The organism is Lactobacillus sp. M0393 (assembly GCF_016102025.1).
Lineage (GTDB): Bacteria > Bacillota > Bacilli > Lactobacillales > Lactobacillaceae > Lactobacillus > Lactobacillus melliventris.
On the sequence record NZ_JACFPK010000005.1, the window covers coordinates 71,141 to 90,591 of the forward strand.

Annotated in this window: 13 protein-coding genes and 2 tRNA genes; 10 read left to right on the forward strand and 5 right to left on the reverse strand. The window is 37.7% G+C overall.

Annotated features, from left to right (window positions below; genetic code table 11):
* The first annotated feature begins 107 nt into the window (after nt 1–107).
* On the forward strand, nt 108–665 hold the full coding sequence (locus H3R29_RS05100; RefSeq protein ID WP_103752358.1) for a histidine phosphatase family protein: 558 nt from the start codon (nt 108–110) through the stop codon (nt 663–665).
* Nucleotides 666–701: 36 nt separating this feature from the next.
* Here H3R29_RS05100 and H3R29_RS05105 read toward each other — a convergent pair whose 3' ends face one another.
* A complete protein-coding gene (locus H3R29_RS05105) occupies nt 702–1,517 on the reverse strand; it encodes a DUF2785 domain-containing protein (RefSeq protein WP_198202722.1) in 816 nt (271 codons plus the stop codon).
* A gap of 229 nt (nt 1,518–1,746) precedes the next feature.
* Between H3R29_RS05105 and H3R29_RS05110 the strand changes: the two genes are divergently transcribed.
* Nucleotides 1,747–1,818 (forward strand) — tRNA-Gly (locus tag H3R29_RS05110).
* 43 nt (nt 1,819–1,861) lie between these two features.
* Nucleotides 1,862–1,935, forward strand: a tRNA-Pro gene (locus H3R29_RS05115).
* 707 nt (nt 1,936–2,642) lie between these two features.
* Here the strand turns inward: H3R29_RS05115 and H3R29_RS05120 are convergent.
* Together H3R29_RS05120 and H3R29_RS05125 are read right to left on the reverse strand one after the other, a co-directional pair.
* On the reverse strand, nt 2,643–2,807 hold the full coding sequence (locus H3R29_RS05120; protein WP_156962767.1) for a hypothetical protein: 165 nt from the start codon (nt 2,805–2,807) through the stop codon (nt 2,643–2,645).
* A 48-nt stretch (nt 2,808–2,855) separates the two neighbouring features.
* A complete protein-coding gene (locus tag H3R29_RS05125) occupies nt 2,856–3,587 on the reverse strand; it encodes a type II toxin-antitoxin system death-on-curing family toxin (RefSeq protein ID WP_198202721.1) in 732 nt (243 codons plus the stop codon).
* Between the two features lie 711 nt (nt 3,588–4,298).
* On the opposite strand from H3R29_RS05125, the gene H3R29_RS05130 reads away from it, so the two are divergent.
* The 3 genes from H3R29_RS05130 (at nt 4,299) to rpoC (ending at nt 14,319) form a co-directional block, all read left to right on the forward strand.
* Nucleotides 4,299–6,794, forward strand: a complete 2,496-nt coding sequence (locus H3R29_RS05130; protein ID WP_198202770.1) for an ATP-dependent Clp protease ATP-binding subunit — start codon at nt 4,299–4,301, stop codon at nt 6,792–6,794.
* Nucleotides 6,795–7,004: 210 nt separating this feature from the next.
* Nucleotides 7,005–10,643 carry a DNA-directed RNA polymerase subunit beta gene (locus H3R29_RS05135; RefSeq protein WP_198202720.1) on the forward strand — a complete coding sequence of 1,213 codons (3,639 nt, stop codon included), beginning with the start codon at nt 7,005–7,007 and terminating at the stop codon, nt 10,641–10,643.
* Nucleotides 10,644–10,659: 16 nt separating this feature from the next.
* Nucleotides 10,660–14,319, forward strand: a complete 3,660-nt coding sequence (rpoC, locus tag H3R29_RS05140) for a DNA-directed RNA polymerase subunit beta' (RefSeq protein ID WP_110446433.1) — start codon at nt 10,660–10,662, stop codon at nt 14,317–14,319.
* Between the two features lie 70 nt (nt 14,320–14,389).
* Here rpoC and H3R29_RS05145 read toward each other — a convergent pair whose 3' ends face one another.
* Nucleotides 14,390–14,758 (reverse strand): DUF3021 family protein, encoded by a 369-nt coding sequence (locus tag H3R29_RS05145; RefSeq protein ID WP_198202719.1) that lies wholly within the window; start codon nt 14,756–14,758, stop codon nt 14,390–14,392.
* Nucleotides 14,759–14,954: 196 nt separating this feature from the next.
* Here H3R29_RS05145 and H3R29_RS05150 point away from each other — a divergent pair, with 196 nt between their 5' ends.
* Nucleotides 14,955–15,470: an ECF transporter S component gene (locus H3R29_RS05150; protein ID WP_198202718.1), complete on the forward strand. Its 516-nt coding sequence runs from the start codon at nt 14,955–14,957 to the stop codon at nt 15,468–15,470.
* 69 nt (nt 15,471–15,539) lie between these two features.
* On the opposite strand, the gene H3R29_RS05155 is transcribed toward H3R29_RS05150, so the two are convergent.
* Nucleotides 15,540–16,229 (reverse strand): A24 family peptidase, encoded by a 690-nt coding sequence (locus H3R29_RS05155; RefSeq protein ID WP_198202717.1) that lies wholly within the window; start codon nt 16,227–16,229, stop codon nt 15,540–15,542.
* Nucleotides 16,230–16,413: 184 nt separating this feature from the next.
* Between H3R29_RS05155 and rpsL the strand changes: the two genes are divergently transcribed.
* From rpsL to fusA, 3 genes are read left to right on the forward strand one after another with little or no spacing between them, the layout of a single operon-like run.
* The gene (rpsL, locus tag H3R29_RS05160) at nt 16,414–16,821 is read left to right on the forward strand and encodes a 30S ribosomal protein S12 (protein WP_110446429.1); all 408 of its coding nucleotides are present in this window, start codon (nt 16,414–16,416) and stop codon (nt 16,819–16,821) included.
* Nucleotides 16,822–16,834: 13 nt separating this feature from the next.
* The gene (rpsG, locus tag H3R29_RS05165; protein WP_034980476.1) at nt 16,835–17,305 is read left to right on the forward strand and encodes a 30S ribosomal protein S7; all 471 of its coding nucleotides are present in this window, start codon (nt 16,835–16,837) and stop codon (nt 17,303–17,305) included.
* Nucleotides 17,306–17,329: 24 nt separating this feature from the next.
* Nucleotides 17,330–19,423 (forward strand): elongation factor G, encoded by a 2,094-nt coding sequence (gene fusA / locus H3R29_RS05170; RefSeq protein ID WP_046325358.1) that lies wholly within the window; start codon nt 17,330–17,332, stop codon nt 19,421–19,423.
* Nucleotides 19,424–19,451 lie beyond the last annotated feature (28 nt).

Here is a 19,451-nt window from a genome sequence, read left to right on the forward strand (position 1 = left end):
AAAAAGCAAGACTTTAATTTTAATGGTTTGCTTTTTTGTAACCAATTAATAGTAATGGCTGTAAGTCACTTTTTAACATTAAATCTAACTGAAAGAGAAAAGTTTAAATGACTATTGTATATTTTGTTCGGCATGCCGAACCAGACTTAAGTAATCACAACGACTTAACCAGGCCGTTATCCAAAAAAGGGTTGGCTGATTGCCAAAAATTAGTAGAATATTTTAGCAATCAAAACATAAGTGCCATTTATTCCAGCCCATATAAACGCGCGGTTGAGACTATTCAGCCCGTTGCCAAACAAAAAAAGTTAAAAGTTAAGCGAATTGAAGCTTTTAGAGAAAGAAAAGTCGGTGATAGCTGGATTTCTAACTTCCATGAATTTTGTGAATCCCAATGGGCTAATTTCGATTATAAATTGCCTAAAGGCGAATCTTTACGACAAACGCAACAAAGAAATATTAAGGCCTTGGAATTTGTCATTAAGAATCACGAAAAACAGCGAGTAATTATTGCCGGTCATGGCAACGCTATTGGCACGGTCATTAATTATTTTGACCCTACCTTTGACTACTTAAAGTTTAAGGCCATTCAGCCAATTATGCCTTTTATTGTTAAATTTTCGTTTGCAGATGAGTTTAAACAATATCGGATAATTAAATTGTGATAAGTTGGCTAAAAAGACCAGAAAAAGGTTGTTTGATCAATAGCCCATTTCGGTATAGTATTTCGTGATTTTTTCCTTTAAAATAACCTGTAAATCTTTGGTAGCATCAAAGAAGAAGTACCAGTTTTGTAAAAGGCGTAACCAAGTACTTAATTTACGCCATGACAGCAAATCGTCTTTTTGCAATTCCTGATATCGCGCTACGTCGCTTTGATTAATAAGTTCAATGAAGCTGCTAAGGGCAATTTTGTCAGTTTTAACACCTTGGTAAAAGGCAAAAGCAAGGCGCTGCTCCTCATCATCGACAAAGGGCGCGTCCATCTTTTTAAAAATTGTCGGGATTATTTGCATAACCCTGCTTTGCTCCTGTTTCAAAAACTTAGGATGGCTTAAAGCTGCCCCCAGAAAGTCACTACCGTGGGCAATGCTATGGGCCCAGCCTTTGCCTTCAACATAGCCGCGATAATCTTTTTCACGCAGGAGGTAGTCAATGCTCCATGCAAAAAGCTGCTTTCGTTGCTCGTTCGTCAAAATTTCCGTTTCCTGATCTGTTTCGAGTATGACGGAGCCTAATAAGGCACTGAATGATCTTAAAAAAACATTGTCATTTTGTGGTTTAGCAATATCTTTAAAGAGCTTCTTTTCTGTTATAAATGTATTAATAATAGTTTGTTCTTGCTCATGAGTAAATGCGCGTTCTAAAAAGCCGCGGGCAAATAAAGTATAGACAAGATCATCGCGAATAACTGGATCTAAGTTACCGATATTGCCCAGCAACAATTGCACTTGATTATCCGTAAATTTTAATTCGCCTTCGGGGCATCTGACTAATTTTTCTAGGCTATGTTTCATTTTTAATCACCAACCTTAATACAGAATTTTTCATTAATTATATATCTTGATCAATTATCAGAGCTATAGGTGGGAGGTAATTATTACTAAAAGATCGTAGAAGTTCAAAGTTTTTTCCTTTGCTGACTCCCAAAAACGCTAGGTTTGATGTGCCAGTTGCAATTTCGTGAATTTTTTTGTCAAAAAGGGTTGCAAATCAGATAGGGTTTGCTATAATAATATTTGTCTTGCGGAAGTAGTTCAGTGGTAGAACATCACCTTGCCATGGTGGGGGTCGCGGGTTCGAATCCCGTCTTCCGCTCTAAAAAATAAAAACTCACCGCGCGGTGAGTTTTTTTGTTAATCGGGAAATAGCTCAGCTTGGTAGAGCGCTACGTTCGGGACGTAGAGGTCGCAGGTTCGAATCCTGTTTTCCCGATAAAGAAGATTTTGCCTTTATATCAGATGGCTTAAACGCTGGTATAAAGGCATTTTTGTTTTTTTAAATTTTCTGAAACTAGCTCAAAATGAGCTAAAAAACTTCATATTAGACTTCATATTTTTAAGCAGACGTGCAAGTGGGCTAATCTTAGATATTTAGCTAATAGAATAGTTTCATAGTAAAAGGCGTTGATACATCGGTAATTTAGAGGGATGATAAGTCCTTTGAAAGTTGTTCAGAAAATCAAAAAAGAGTTTTAATTGGAGTCTATATACTTGATAAACTCAATCGTGATATAAGTGGAGAATATTGGTTATAAACAATTATGCTATTACTATTTAAAGCACACAGCGATTGATGAGTTTATTGGCAATTTTACTAGAGCTCAAAAAAGTATGAATCTTAACCCTTCATTTAAGTTACTAAAATAAGCTGCAATACTATTCTGTGTACTACAATTTTTTTTTAAGCCTTTACTTTAGACTAAATTTGCTTTAAGGAAAAACGTTTTGGTTTTTTAAGGTTTTCATTTTCAACAGAACATTCCCCCAATAGCTGAAACGGGTTTTTGCTGCATTGCTACTCCTAATTGAACTCATCACAAAACTTTTGTTGTTTTACATTCAGTTTATGTTTCATATCATTTCATTATCTATCGATTTTTGTGCATAAAAATAGCCGAGTTATTAACTCGACTATATTATTTAAGTTTTACTCAACCTTTTTAAAACTCGTATTAAAGGTTTATTATTCTGAATCTGATTATTTCTATATTCATGTATAAGTTGTTCTTCTTGTTTACTTCTAGGCCTAGATGATTTTCTGATTTGTTCTTCAGAAGGAGAAATTAATCTAAATTTATTTTCCATGATGTTATCCTCCTACCTTCCTAATTCTACAAACTACCACAATTAAATTCAACTGTCTATTATTTTAAACTGTGGAACGTAAGTTATAAGGTAATTAAGCATATCAAAATCTACTATAACATGGTCCTTAATAAATAATTTGACGTTTTCTTCCGAATACTCATCATTAGCAATTTTAAGTGAAACGTTATAGAGCTGTTTTTCTAAGTCCGTTTTTGGCCCTAAATTAAAGATCAAAAAATTATTTTGCAAAAAGTCTACAGTTGCTAATAAAGCTGTTCTTTTGTTCCCATTGCTAAATGCCTGGTATCTGGCGATTGTATACCATAGACTAGCAGCTTTAGTGATTATTGTTGGTAGACGATTTTCTCCGAAAACAATTGAATTCTCAACTCTGTATAATAAGTTTTCAATTATGCCAGGCTCTTTTAAATAATAGTCACCGCTATATGATTCTTCATTAAAAATTTCTTGAGATTTAAAGTTTAGTTCACAAGTTCGTTTTACTGTTAAATAACTTATCGGCTGAGCTATAGCCAGTAACCTCTTTAAACCATTTAAAGTTGGAATTTCCATAATTGATGTACCATCTTCATTTGGCACTATCTTATTCCTATTGCTTTCGGTAGGTATTGGTTTCCACTTTTCTTTGGTAAGTAGTCCCTCACCAATTATTTCAGCAAATTCATTTAATTGCATTGTATTATCTTTTGCGTTGGGATCAAAAGGAAAAATTACAAGTCCATCATATTCTTGGTTTTTATAGTGAAATCTTTGCATACTGTTTCTCATATAAAAATTATATTATGTTCAAATTTTATCATTATCTTTAGGAAGCGTATTGGCATTATAACTTCTTCTGTTTAGTTCTCGAGTATAAATTCTTGTCACTAACCATTTAGAATACTCAAAGCAATAATATAAAAAAACAGTTATAAAAGCTAGTTTAAGGAAATAAATATATTGAATTTTATTAGGTGAAAACAATACATTTATTTTTAGATTAGGGCAACATTTGTTAGCATAACCAGCTGTAATCAATTATTTTATAGTTTTTTAACTTAATGGTTAGTATTCTTCAATGTACGAAATATCTTATACTTCTGGAAAGGCTAAAATCGACTTCATATGTCGAAATTATTGCTATAATCGTTGATATAAAGGTATTTTAAAAACTGAGTACAATATCTGTTTTCCCGATAATATATAGATTTATTCTCATGCTGGTAATTTATTTTTGCTAGTATGAGAATTTTTAGTTTTTTGGAAGTTATAACAGCCCACTAAGATTTTTGCACAAGTATTCTGTTGAAAAATTTATTTCTAATTTAAATAATAAAGAAGGATTGGGTCGCACGAAGTGCTTGTCTTTGATATAATGATTGCAAAGTTTTTTGACATGACACTTATATTTAGCCTCAAACAGAATATTTTACAAATTCTCAAAAAGGTTTATAGTGTATACACGTCATTTTTAAAGGTGGTGCTATGATGAAAAAATCTTATACGACTAGTGCAAATCAAGTATTAGAAATTGCACGAGAGCAAGCACAGAATTTTCATCATCGTTTGATTGGTACTGAACACATACTACTTGCGATGGTAATTGAATCTGATGGTGAAGCCGGCAAAAATTTGCGGGCTTGGGGTGCAACACCGAAAGCGATTCGTGAAGAAATTGAACGTTATACAGGCTATGGCTCAGCTGGCAAAACCAGTTACATGCAGATGTCACCACGCCTCAGCATGGTTTTGGCATATGCTGGCACTTTAGCTGAACGAGAAGGTTCTGCTAAAATTAAAACCTGCCATATTTTATTAGGAATGGTCCTCAATGAGCAGATATTGGCTTCTGTGATTTTGCGTAATTTAAACATTGATCTTGATGGTTTGCGTAATGACATCCTGCACAGTTTAGGTGAAGATGAACAAGATATGGATGAAAATGATCAAGAGGATAGCAGTTGGTCAGGTTTTAATGGCTCTGAAGAAAGCACCAGTAGAAATTCCAGCACACCAACTCTTGATCAGGTTTCAGTCAACCTCAACGAGAGGGCTGAAAATGGTGAAATAGATCCAGTCATTGGGCGTGATCGTGAAGTAGCACGAGTGATTGAAATTTTATCTCGGCGTAATAAAAATAATCCTGTGTTGATTGGTGAACCAGGTGTAGGCAAGACGGCAGTGGCAGAAGCCATTGCAAGCGCCATTGTTGCTAAAAAAGTACCGCACGATTTATTAAAGAAGCAAGTGGTCTCACTGGATTTAGGTGGACTTGTTGCTGGTACAAAATATCGTGGTGAATTTGAAGACCGGATGAAAAAAATCATCAAGGAAATTACTGAGAATGGCAATATTATTCTCTTTGTTGATGAAATGCACACTCTCATTGGAGCTGGAGGCGCTGAAGGCTCGATTGATGCTGCGAATATTTTAAAACCATCTCTAGCTCGAGGTGATATTCAAATGATTGGTGCTACCACTTTTGATGAATATCAAAAATATGTTGAAAAAGACCAGGCTTTAGCTCGTCGGTTCCAAATCGTGAGGTTAAATGAACCTTCTCGTGCTGAAACTTTAGCAATTTTGAATGGCTTAAAACCAAAATACGAAAAATTTCATCATGTAAAAATATCTAATTCTGCTTTAGAAAATGCAATTGATCTTTCTAGCCGCTATATTTCTGAGCGTTATTTACCAGATAAGGCAATTGATTTAATTGATGAGGCAAGTGCTGCAGTTAAAATTAAGTCAGGTAAAGGTTCTAACAATCAGTTATTACAACTTAATGATCAAATCGAGAAAGTCATTGGCGAAAAGAATCATGCTGCAGTTAACCAGAATTTTGCTAAAGCTGCACAACTCCAGGAAAGACAAAATAGTTTGCAAAGAAGACAAGATGAATTAACAACAAAGCTTGATGAATCAACTAGTAAAGGTGCTATAGTTCAACCTGAAGATGTTGCTAAAGTAGTTTCTAATTGGACCGGTGTTCCCGTTACCCAAATGAATCGGGATGAAACTAAACACTTAGCCAATTTGGAAAAAGACTTACATAAGCGCATTATTGGTCAGGACAAAGCAGTTTCTGCTGTCAGCAGGGCGGTCAGGCGAAGTCGCAGCGGCATTAAAGATGAAAATCGACCAATTGGTTCATTCCTATTTTTAGGTCCGACAGGGGTCGGTAAAACTGAACTAGCAAAAGCAATCGCTGCAGCAATTTTTGGCTCTGAGAACAACTTGATTAGAATTGACATGTCTGAATATATGGATCAAATAGCTAATAGTAAATTGATTGGTTCTGCTCCGGGCTATGTTGGCTATGATGAGGGCGGGCAGCTAACTGAACAGGTTCGCCGCCATCCATATTCAGTAGTATTATTGGATGAAGTTGAAAAAGCTCACCCTGATGTATTCAACTTGTTGCTACAGGTTTTGGAAGATGGCTTTTTAACCGATTCCAAGGGCCGTAAAGTAGACTTTAAAAATACTATTATTATCATGACTTCCAATTTGGGTTCCCGTTCATTATTTGAGACGCAGGCTCTAGGATTTAATGCTGATAATACTAGTCAAACCAAGCTGCGGCAAGATCGCGTTCGTCAAGCACTTAAAGAGTTCTTCAGACCTGAATTTTTAAACAGGATTGATGAAACTATTATTTTTGACGAACTTGATCAAAAGCAATTACGTCAAATAGTTACGCTTTTAACTCGTAAATTGATTGACCGCTTGCATAAACAAGGAGTTCAACTGAAAATTTCCACAGCTGCTTTGGATAAGATTGCAAAAGATGGTTATAATCCTGAAATGGGAGCAAGACCGCTGCGCCGTGCAATTCAGAAGGATATTGAAGATAAGATTGCTTCAATGCTGATTAAAGGTGACCTTAAGAATGGTGATATTCTTAAAGTTGGGTGCAGTCATAATCACTTAAAATTTGATGTTTTGAAACAAAAAGATAATAATTTAGTCGGCGCAAAGTGAATTAATTGACACACGAATTTTATTTTGTTATAGTAGTGCGTGATTAAAAAGCTGATTTTCAGGATTTTGCTGATCTATTGTCCAGCAAAATAATAATAGACAAAAACGACAAAGGTTGTTTTTGTCTTTTTTATGCATAAATTTCCGGCTTTTTGAAATTGTAATCAAAATGTAATATTAGCTTTCTCTGACAGAAAGGGTGTTTTCTCCTTGTTAAATGGACACGTAGTGAATTTTGGCAAACATCGGACAAGGCGCAGTTTTTCCCGCATTAAAGAAGTGCTGGATCTGCCTAACTTGACAGATGTGCAAACCGAATCATACCAATGGTTTTTGGATGAGGGTATTAAAGACGTTTTTGATGATATTATGCCAATTAGTGACTTTTCAGGTAAGCTTTCCCTGGAATATTTGGGCTATAAACTGCAAAAACCAAAATATACCGTTGATGAAGCACGTGATCATGATGCAACTTATGCTGCACCAATGCACGTTACTTTAAAACTGACCAATCAAAAAACCGGTGAGATTAAGACTCAAGATGTTTTCTTTGGTGATTTACCATTAATGACTGAATCTGGCTCATTTATTATTAATGGTGCTGAAAGGGTCATCGTTTCTCAATTAGTTAGATCACCAAGTGTTTATTATTCTGGTGATTATGACAAGAATGGTCGGCAAATTTTTGGTACTACTGTGATACCAAACCGTGGTGCCTGGCTTGAGTATGAAACTGATGCTAAGAATGTTTCTTACGTTCGCGTTGATCGTACTCGTAAATTGCCACTAACTGTTTTAATCAGGGCACTGGGAATTAGTTCGGATGACGAGATTTTAGACCTCTTTGGTCAGAGTGATACATTGCAATTCACTTTGGATAAAGATGTACATAAGAATCCGGCTGATTCTCGTGTAGCTGAAGCGCTAAAAGATATTTATGAGCGCCTGCGTCCCGGTGAACCAAAAACGACTGACTCTTCACGTTCACTTCTTTATGCACGTTTCTTTGACCCACGTCGCTATGATTTAGCACCCGTTGGTCGATATAAAGTTAATAAGAAGTTATCTTTAAAGAGTCGCTTGTATGGTCAAACTCTGGCAGAAACTTTGGCAGACCCTGATACAGGTGAAATTATCGTTAAAAAGGGTACAGTTGTGACCCATGAAGTGATGGATACTCTAGAAAAGTATCTTGATCGCGATGACTTTAAGATGGTTACTTATCAACCATCCAAAGAGGGCGTTTTACCTGATCCAATTAATGTTCAAGAGATAAAAGTTTACTCGAAGGTAAATCCTGAACGTGTTGTTAAATTAATTTCTAACGGTCATATTGACAAAAAAGTTAAGTATTTAACTCCAGCTGACGTGGTTGCTTCTATTAATTATTTCTTCTTGTTGCAAGATGAAATTGGTAACACTGATGATATTGATCACTTAGGTAACCGTCGTATTCGTCGTGTTGGTGAATTGTTGCAAAACCAGTTTAGAATTGGTTTGGCCCGGATGGAACGTGTTGTTAGAGAAAGAATGTCAATTCAAGACCCTTCAACTGTGACGCCGCAACAATTAATTAATATCAGGCCAATTGTGGCAAGTATTAAAGAGTTCTTTGGTTCATCACAACTGTCACAGTTTATGGACCAGCACAACCCGCTGGGTGAATTAACTCATAAGCGCCGTATGTCTGCTTTGGGGCCTGGTGGTTTAACACGTGATCGTGCTGGATACGAGGTGCGGGATGTTCACTATACTCAATATGGTCGTTTGTGCCCAATTGAGACTCCTGAAGGTCCTAACATTGGTTTGATTAACTCTCTTGCTACATACGCAGTTATTAATAAATATGGCTTTATTGAAACGCCATATCGTCGGGTTTCCTGGACCACACACAAGGTAACTAATAAAATTGATTACCTCACCGCTGATGTTGAGGATAACTACATTATCGCTGGTGCCAATACTCCACTTAATCCGGATGGTTCATTTAAAGATGATCTTGTTTTAGCACGTCATAAGGAAGATAACGTCGAAGTTAGTCCAGATAAAATTGACTACATGGATGTTATTCCTAAACAAGTTGTTTCTGTTGCTTCAGCATGTATTCCGTTTTTGGAAAATGATGACTCTAACCGTGCTTTAATGGGCGCTAACCAGCAAAGACAAGCTGCACCTTTAATTAATCCTCACAGCTGTCTTGTTGGTACTGGAATGGAATATCGTGCAGCACATGATTCCGGTGCAGCAGTTTTGGCTAAAGCCGCTGGTACAGTTGAATATGTCGATGCCAACACTATCAGAGTAAGACGTGCTGACAGTACACTAGATAAGTACACTCTGGAAAAATATCGTCGTTCAAACAACTCGAAATCATACAATCAGACTCCTAACGTTAAGTTAGGCGACAAAGTTGTAAAGAGTGAAGTAATTGCCAATGGACCAACAATGGATCATGGCGAATTGGCTTTGGGTCAAAACCCAGTTATCGCTTTTATGACTTGGAACATGTATAACTACGAAGATGCCATCATGCTTTCTGAACGTCTGGTAAAAGATGATGTTTACACTTCAATCAGTATTGAAGATTATGAATCAGAAGCCCGTGACACTAAACTTGGCCCTGAAGAGATTACACGTGAATTGCCAAACGTTGGTGAGGATGCACTTAAGGATCTCGATGGTCAAGGTATTGTCCGTGTAGGTGCTGAAGTTCATGACGGAGACATTTTGGTAGGAAAAGTTACGCCTAAGGGTGTTACTGAACTATCAGCTGAAGAAAGACTGCTGCATGCCATTTTTGGTGAAAAAGCTCGTGAAGTGCGTGATACCTCATTACGTGTTCCTCACGGTGGTGGCGGTATTGTCCGTGATGTCAAAGTTTATACTAGAGAAAATGGTGATGAACTATCTCCTGGTGTCAATACCTTAGTTCGTGTTTACATTGCACAAAAGAGAAAGATTCAAGTTGGCGATAAAATGTCTGGCCGTCACGGTAACAAAGGTACTGTTGCCGCAGTTGTACCAGAAGAAGATATGCCATATTTACCAGATGGTACTCCAGTTGATATTTGTTTAAACCCAATGGGTGTTCCTTCACGTATGAATATTGGTCAGCTTTTGGAATTACACCTTGGCCGTGCTGCAGATAACTTGGGTATTCATGTTGCTACACCAGTATTTGATGGAGCAAGTGAAGACGATGTTTGGGATACTGTTCATAAGGCCGGTATTGATAAAGATGGTAAAACAGTTCTTTATGATGGCCGTACCGGTGAGCCTTTCCACAACCGGGTTTCTGTTGGTATCATGCACTATCTGAAGTTGACCCACATGGTTGACGACAAGATTCACGCACGTTCAATTGGGCCTTACTCATTAGTAACGCAACAACCTCTTGGTGGTAAAGCACAGTTTGGTGGACAGCGTTTTGGTGAAATGGAAGTTTGGGCTCTGGAAGCTTATGGTGCAGCATACACTTTGCAGGAAATTTTGACTTATAAATCAGATGATGTTGTTGGCCGTGTCAAAGCTTATGAAGCTATTGTCAAGGGTGAAAGAATTCCAAAACCAGGTGTTCCTGAATCATTCCGTGTCCTAGTTAAAGAATTGCAATCTTTAGGATTGGATATTCGTGTTCTTGACATGAATCATAAAGAAATTGAATTGCGTGATATGGATGATGATTCAAATGAGCATTTGAACATTGATACTCTTTCAAAGATGGCTGAAGAGCAACAAAAGAAGAAGTTGGCCGCAGAAACTGCAGATTCTGAAGATAATGAAGAAGCAGCAGAGGAATTGGATACCCCTGTAGATCAGTCTGACGATGATAATAAGATTTCTCAATAAGTAGGAGGTTAAACTTTTGATCGACGTAAATAAATTTGAAAGCATGCAAATTGGCCTTGCATCTCCGAATAAAATTCGCAGCTGGTCATACGGTGAAGTTAAAAAACCAGAAACTATTAATTACCGTACTTTAAAGCCGGAAAAAGATGGTTTGTTTGATGAACGAATTTTCGGACCGACTAAGGATTGGTCATGTGCATGTGGTAAATATAAAGGTGTGAGATACCGCGGGATCGTCTGTGATCGTTGTGGTGTTGAAGTTACCTCCTCTAAAGTTAGAAGAGAACGAATGGGTCATATTGAATTGGCCGCACCAGTTACTCATATTTGGTATTTTAAAGGGATTCCATCAAGAATGGGACTCATTTTGGATATTTCTCCGAGGCTTCTTGAAGAAGTTATCTATTTTGCAGCTTACATTGTAATTGATCCTGGTGATACCGATCTTGAATTTAAACAACTTTTAACAGAGGCAGAATACCGGGAACAGAAAGAAAAATACGGTAATCGCTTTACGGCCAAAATGGGTGCTGAAGCAATTCGTGATTTGTTGCGTAAAGTTGATTTAAATAAGGAAGTTACCGATTTAAAGAAAGAATTGGAAACTGCTACTGGTCAAAAACGTACACGTGCTATCAGAAGACTTGATATTCTGGATGCATTTAAAGATTCTGGTAATAAACCGGAATGGATGGTTATAGATGCTGTCCCAGTTATACCACCAGACTTGCGCCCGATGGTTCAACTTGAAGGTGGACGGTTTGCGACCTCTGACCTAAATGATTTATACAGAAGAGTAATTAACCGTAACAATCGTTTAAAGAGACTGTTAGATCTAAATGCACCTAATATTATTGTGCAAAACGAAAAACGGATGCTACAAGAAGCAGTAGATGCTTTAATCGATAATGGCCGCCGTGGACGTTCTGTAGTAGGACCAGGTAACCGCCCGCTGAAATCTTTATCGCATATGCTTAAAGGTAAGCAGGGACGTTTCCGTCAGAACCTGCTTGGTAAACGTGTTGACTATTCCGGTCGTTCCGTTATTGATGTTTCACCAAAATTGAAATTCTATCAATGTGGTGTTCCGCGTCCGATGGCCTTGGAATTGTTTAAACCATTTGTCATGCATGAGCTTGTTAAGCGTAAGATTGCTACAAATATCAAGAGTGCTAAGCGGAAAATTGACCGCGAAGACGATGATGTCTGGGATGTACTTGAGGATGTTATTAAGGAAAGAACGGTATTGCTAAACCGTGCCCCTACTTTGCACCGTTTGAGTATTCAGGCCTTCGAACCAGTTTTGGTACCTGGAAAGTCCATTCGTCTGCACCCACTTGCTTGTGAGGCTTACAACGCTGACTTTGATGGTGACCAGATGGCGATTCACGTGCCTCTGTCAGATGAGGCTGTTGCTGAATCAAGAATGTTAATGCTGGCTGCTCACCATATTCTTGCTCCTAAGGATGGTAAACCAATTGTTACTCCATCACAGGATATCGTTTTGGGTAACTACTGGTTGACTCAGGCTGAAAAGGGTCGTGAAGGTGAAGGAATGATTTTCAATTCACCTGATGAAGCGACAGTTGCTTACACTAACGGTGACATTCATTACCACACTATTATCGGAATGTCTGCTGACTCAATGCCGAAGAAAGCATGGCCTAAAGGTTATGAACATGGCATTTTTGTTACTACATACGGCAGAATCATTTTCAATCAAATTTTCCCAGAAGATTATTTCTACGTTAATGAACCAACTGAAGAAAACTTGAATAATCCTCTTGCTGCCAAGTACTTCTTGGAGCCTGGCGAAGATATTCATGAGAAAATTGACAGCGTGGCAAATGACTTGATTTCTACACCATTTAAGAAGTCCTTCTTGTCTGATTCTATTGCTACAATTTACAAGTATTACAAGGTTCAAAGAACTTCAGAATATCTTGATGATTTGAAGACTTTAGGCTATACCAGTTCGACCACTTCTGGTATTACGATTGGTATGACCGACGTTCCCGAAATTCAGGATAAAGATGAAAAAGTTGCAAAAGCCCACAAACAAGTTGATGTGGTGTCTAAGCAGTTTAGACGTGGTTTAATTACCGAACAGGAACGTCATGATCGTGTAATTAGCATTTGGAATGATTGTAAGGATCAAGTCCAAGATGAAATTGCTCAGATTTATGACCCGCGTAATCCTATTACCATCATGGCTGACTCTGGTGCGCGTGGTAATATTTCAAACTTTACCCAACTTGCTGGTATGCGTGGCTTAATGGCTACTCCAAACGGTGGTTTGTTCGAAATTCCAGTTACTTCCAACTTTAAGGAAGGCTTGTCAGTTCTAGAACTGTTCATGTCAACTCACGGTGCACGTAAGGGTATGACGGATACTGCTTTAAAGACTGCACAATCTGGTTACTTAACTCGGCGGTTAGTCGATGTTGCGCAAGACGTTATTATCCGTGAAGATGATTGTGGTACCGATCGCGGTATTGATGTTCACGCAATCATGGAAGGTGACGAATTAATTGAGCCACTCTACGATCGCTTATTGGGACGCTTTACTGCCGAAACGGTTAAAGATCCTAGAACCGGTGCCACAATTATTGGTCGTAACGTCATGATGGATGAAAACTTGGCTCACCAAATTTGCGATGCAGGTGTGACTAATGTAAAGATTAGATCAATCTTAACTTGTGACACGCCACACGGTGTTTGCCGCAAGTGTTATGGTATGAACTTAGCTACAGGTGAAGAAGTTGAAGTTGGTGAAGCAGTTGGTACTGTTGCCGCTCAATCAATTGGTGAACCTGGTACGCAGCTGACTTTGCGTACTTTCCACAATGGTGGTGTTGCCGGTGCTGAAGATATTACTCAAGGTCTTCCTCGTGTGCAAGAGTTGTTTGAAGCTCGTAACCCTAAGGGTCGTGCCATAATTTCTGAAGTTGATGGTGTAGTTGATTCAATTCAGGAGAATCCTGCTGAACATACTCGTGAAATCACTGTTAAAGGCAGAATCGATACTAGAAGTTATAGCGTGCCTTATACTGCTTCGGTAGCTGTTGCCGAGGGCGATGAAGTTCAACGTGGCGATAAGTTAACTCTTGGTTCAATTGATCCGAAAGAGTTGATTCAAGTTACCGATACTTTAACTACTGAAGAGTACATTCTGGTTGAAGTCCAAAAAGCATATAGAATGCAGGGTGTTGATATTTCTGACAAGCACGTCGAAGTATTAACCAGACAGATGTTACAAAAAGTTCGTGTGCTTGATCCTGGTGAGACCGACTTGTTGCCTGGCGAGATTATGGATATTGGTCAATTTAAAGATCGCAACACATCTGTGATTATTTCTGGTGGTATACCTGCAACTGCACAAAGTGTAATTCTGGGTATTACCAAAGCTGCCCTTGAAACTAACAGTTTCTTATCAGCTGCTTCATTCCAGGAAACAACTCGTGTCCTAACAGATGCTTCTATTCGTGGCAAGAATGATCCATTACTTGGATTAAAGGAAAATGTTATTATCGGTAAGATCATTCCAGCTGGTACTGGGCTTCCAATTTATCGTGATATGGAACCCGAGTCAGATGTAAAGAAACCTAAATCTGTTTACTCAATCGCAGACATTGAGAAGAAGATGAAGGAAGCCGATCAGGCTAGGGAATCATAAACTCAATTAATCAAAAAAACTGTTCCGTTAGAAATTCCTAAAGGAGCAGTTTTTTGTTTACCCGCAATTTTTACTTTAAAATCTTACCAAATATAATATATGATATTGTCCATAAAATAATGCCAACAATCAGAAAGAAACCGAATATTTTTACTAAGTCTAGTATTGATTTTGTTGGAAACCAGCCGCTGAATACTAAACAAGGATATACGGTAACCAGCATGATTAGAAAATGAACGACAGATTGTTTTGTTAATGACCAACTTTTGACATCATAAATAACAGAGGTTGCTGCAACTGCAGTTATTATTAGTTCCGTGATAAATGTCGATTTAACGCTATAATCATCGATATATTGTAATTTCATAATCCATGAAAATATACTCATAATAATAAAAGGTATACCTCCACGTATTATTGCAGATAAAATATAGTGCATGATTTTTCCCCTTAATTAATTTTATATATAAGATTTTATTATAGGCTAAATCGTAATAGAAGATACGGGTTTTAGCTAAATGAGTTTTATAGTTATAACCCAGCTAAAAAATTTTGTCATTTGTAATTTTATGAATTATTAGTGATAATTTTATTAAATAATGTTATAATCGGAAAAAGGCACGAGGGAGATGTTGATGGTGAAAGAAGACGATTTTTCTTTAAAGAGACTTGTATTATTAGCATTATTAACTGCGATTAACGTCGTTATTAGTCGAATTTTCATTATTCCTATGCCTTTGACTCACGGTAATATTAATTTATGTGATGCAATTATTTATTTAGTGGCACTTTTGTTTGGTCCTGTAGCTGGAGGTGTAGTTGGTGGTCTTTCCGGATTTCTACTTGATCTTCTGGGTGGATACGGCCAGTTTATGCTCTTTTCTCTTGTTGTCCATGGTTTAGAAGGTTTCTTTGTTGGATTAGTCTTTAGATACTGGAACTTAAAAAATCAAGTAGTTAAGGGAGCTGTTGCCGGAGTTATAGGAGTATTTTTGATGGTTGCCGGGTATTTTGTTACTAATACAGTCCTTTATACTTGGGCAGCTGGCTTTGCCAGTCTTTTTACCAACACAATTCAAGGAGCAGTTGGGATAGTATTAGCCCTAGTACTACTGCCGAGTTTTCAGAGCTTGATGGCAAGATACAGTTAACATATGCTTGAAAAAATAATTTTATGGTTTATAGGAGCTGCCATCTTATTTTATTTAAGATGCAGCTTTTTATTTACATAAAAGTTGAATGATTAAACCAATATAAATGAAAGGAATAAATGCTACAGGTTCTTTTTTGCTTACCTCATCCCCAATAAAAAAGCTAAGTAAAATAATTGAAGCAGTCAAAAAAGTTAAATTTGCAAATTTAGGGTCAAAACAAAAAGTTAAAACAAGATAGATTATTAAATCTCCCTTGCCAATTTTATTTTTTATTGTTTCATAAAGAAAAAGTAAAAAAATGGGACAAAACTCCACTAAATCTGTAATATTGATTTGCTCAAAAGTTTTAATTATACGCAAAGCTGAAATAAAAAGGGTTGGAGCAACGAACGCAATATCAAACTCTTTTGACTGATAATCACTGATAGCAGCTAGGAGTATGTTAAACAAGACAATCGCTGTGATTGCATCAGGAGGATTGCTAAAATCGATCTTAAGGAAAGTAAACCCTCCTAAAAACTCTGTTACAAAATATTCAGCAGGAATCTGAATTTTGCAATAACGACAACGACCTTTGAGTAATAAGTAAGAAATTAATGGTATCTCATCAAATATGTTTAGTTGCTGATTACAGTTAGTGCATTTTGACCGGCTAAAAATAAAGTCTTCTTTTCCAGCTCTTTCGACAACAACGCAGGCATGAGAAGCCAGACAGGTTCCAATCAAAAAATTGCTAATTTTAAAAATCAAGTTCATTTTATTACCCCACTAGAACTAAATACGAAAAAACTAATATAAATTTTTTAGCTAATAAAAATAATTTGCATTTTTGATTCAAGCGAGTACAATAGTCATTGTGTATTTTGAAGATTTATCTGGGACCAAAAAAAAGAAACTCCTGGATGTGTGAACAAAATAATTTTTTTAGGAGGAAAATTTAATGCCAACCATTAACCAATTGGTAAGAAAAGGCCGTCACAACAAGACGACTAAATCAAAGTCACCTGCTTTAAGCTACGGCTACAACAGTATGAAGAAAGAGCTAGTAGCTAACCCAGCACCTCAAATGCGTGGAGTAGCTACTCGTGTCGGTACCATGACACCAAAGAAGCCAAACTCAGCTTTACGGAAATATGCTCGTGTTCGTCTTTCAAACTTAATCGAAGTAACTGCATACATTCCAGGTGAAGGCCATAATTTGCAAGAACACTCAGTTGTTTTAATTCGTGGTGGTCGTGTAAAGGACCTTCCTGGTGTTCGTTATCACATTATCCGCGGTGCGTTAGATACTGCGGGTGTTGATGGTAGAAAGCAAGGCCGTTCCAAGTACGGTGCCAAGAAAGATTAAGGAGGAGTAAATAATGCCTAGAAAAGGACATGTTGCTAAAAGAGATATTTTAGCGGATCCAGTATACAATTCAAAGCTCGTAACCAAGTTGATCAACCACTTAATGATTGATGGTAAGAGAGCTAAGGCATCTTCAATCCTTTATGATGCTTTTGACATTGTTAAAGAAAAGACTGGCAAGGAGCCACTCGATGTTTTTGAAGAAGCTATGAACAATATTATGCCAGTTTTGGAAGTTAGAGCACGCCGTATTGGTGGTTCAAACTACCAGATCCCAGTAGAAGTTCGTCCTGAAAGAAGAACTACTCTTGGTTTAAGATGGTTAGTTTCATATGCTCGTTTACGTAATGAACATACTATGGATGAACGCTTAGCTAATGAAATTATCGATGCTTCAAACAATACTGGCTCAGCTGTTAAAAAGCGTGAAGATGTTCACCGTATGGCTGAAGCCAACCGTGCATTTGCACACTATCGTTTCTAATTTTTTAGGGAAAGGAAAAAATCTATGGCTAATAAGCGTGAATTTCCATTAGAAAAAACACGTAACATTGGTATTATGGCCCACATTGATGCGGGTAAGACTACTACTACAGAGCGTATTCTTTATTACACTGGAAAAATCCATAAAATCGGCGAAACCCATGAGGGTGATTCCCAAATGGACTGGATGGATGAAGAAAAAGAACGTGGTATTACCATTACTTCAGCTGCTACTACAGCACAATGGCATGATTACAGAATTAACATTATTGATACCCCAGGACACGTTGACTTCACTATTGAGGTAGAGCGTTCACTTCGTGTACTTGATGGTGCTGTTACTGTTCTTGATGCCCAAGCCGGAGTTGAACCTCAGACTGAAAATGTTTGGCGTCAAGCTGAAACTTACGGTGTTCCTCGAATTGTTTTTGTAAACAAGATGGACAAGATTGGTGCAGATTTTGATAATTCTGTTAAGTCTTTACATGAACGTTTAAATGCCAATGCTCTGGCTGTTCAAATGCCAATTGGTTCTGCAGAGAGCTTTGAGGGTGTTATAGACTTACTCAACATGGTAGCTGATGTTTATGATGAAGATAAACTTGGTTCCAAGTGGGACACTATTCCTGTTCCTGATGAGTATAAAGAAGAAGCAGAAAAGCGTCGCGGTGAGTTAATTGAACAAGTAGCAGACGTTGATGATGACATCATGGAAAAGTATCTTAATGGTGACGAAATTTCCGTTGATGAATTAAAGGCTGCTATTCGTAAAGCTACATTGGATTTGAAGATTTTCCCAGTATTTGCAGGTTCAGCATTTAAGAACAAGGGTGTGCAAATGATGCTTGATGGTGTAGTTGACTACTTACCATCTCCATTAGATGTTAAGCCTTATGTTGCTCACGATCCAAAAACTGGTGAGGAAGTTGAACTAGTTGCTGGAGACGAAAAGCCATTCTCTGCTTTAGCATTTAAGATTGCTACTGACCCATTTGTTGGTCGTTTAACTTATATTCGTGTTTACACTGGTTCACTTGAATCAGGTTCATATGTTTTGAATGCTTCAAAGAATGGCCGTGAACGTGTTGGCCGTTTGTTGCAAATGCATGCCAACTCAAGAAGTGAGATTCCTGAAGTCTTCTCAGGTGATATTGCTGGTGCCATTGGGTTAAAGAACACTACTACTGGTGATTCCTTAACTGATCCTGACCACCCATTAATTTTGGAAAGTTTAGAAGTTCCAGATCCAGTTATTCAAGTTTCAATTGAGCCAGAATCTAAAGCTGACCGTGATAAGCTTGATGTTGCTTTGCAAAAATTGACTGAAGAGGATCCAACTTTTAGAGCAGAAACTAATGCAGAAACTGGTCAAACTTTGATCTCCGGAATGGGTGAATTGCACCTGCAAATCATGGTTGAACGTATGAAGCGTGAATTCCATGTTGAAGCTAAGATTGGTGAACCACAAGTTGCCTATCGTGAAACCTTTACTAAGCCTGCTAAAGCACAAGGTAAGTTTGTTCGTCAGTCTGGTGGTAAGGGTCAATACGGTGACGTTTGGATTGAATTTACTCCAAATGAAAGAGGAAAAGGTTACGAATTTGAAGATGCCATTGTTGGTGGTGTTGTTCCTCGCGAATTTATTCCAGCTGTTGATGCAGGTCTGCAAGAATCCATGAAAAATGGTATCTTAGCTGGTTACCCGTTGATTGATGTCAAGGCTAAACTTTATGATGGTAGTTACCACGAAGTCGACTCATCTGAAGCTGCCTTCAAGGTTGCTGCTTCATTGGCTTTGAGAAATGCGGCTCCTAAAGCTGGTGCTGTTATCCTTGAACCTATTATGAAGGTTCAAGTAATCACACCTGAAGATTACTTAGGTGACGTAATGGGCTCCATTACAGCTCGTCGTGGTACAATGGATAATATGCAAGACCGTGCTGGAGCTAAGGTGTTGAATTCAATGGTTCCACTTGCAGAAATGTTTGGTTATGCTACTACTTTGCGTTCTTCAACACAGGGTCGTGGTACGTTTACAATGGTCTTTGACCACTATTCACCAACTCCTAAATCTATCCAAGAAGAAATTATTAAAAAGCGTGGGGGTAACGCAGAATAATTTCTGATAGTTAATGGGGTATAATTTT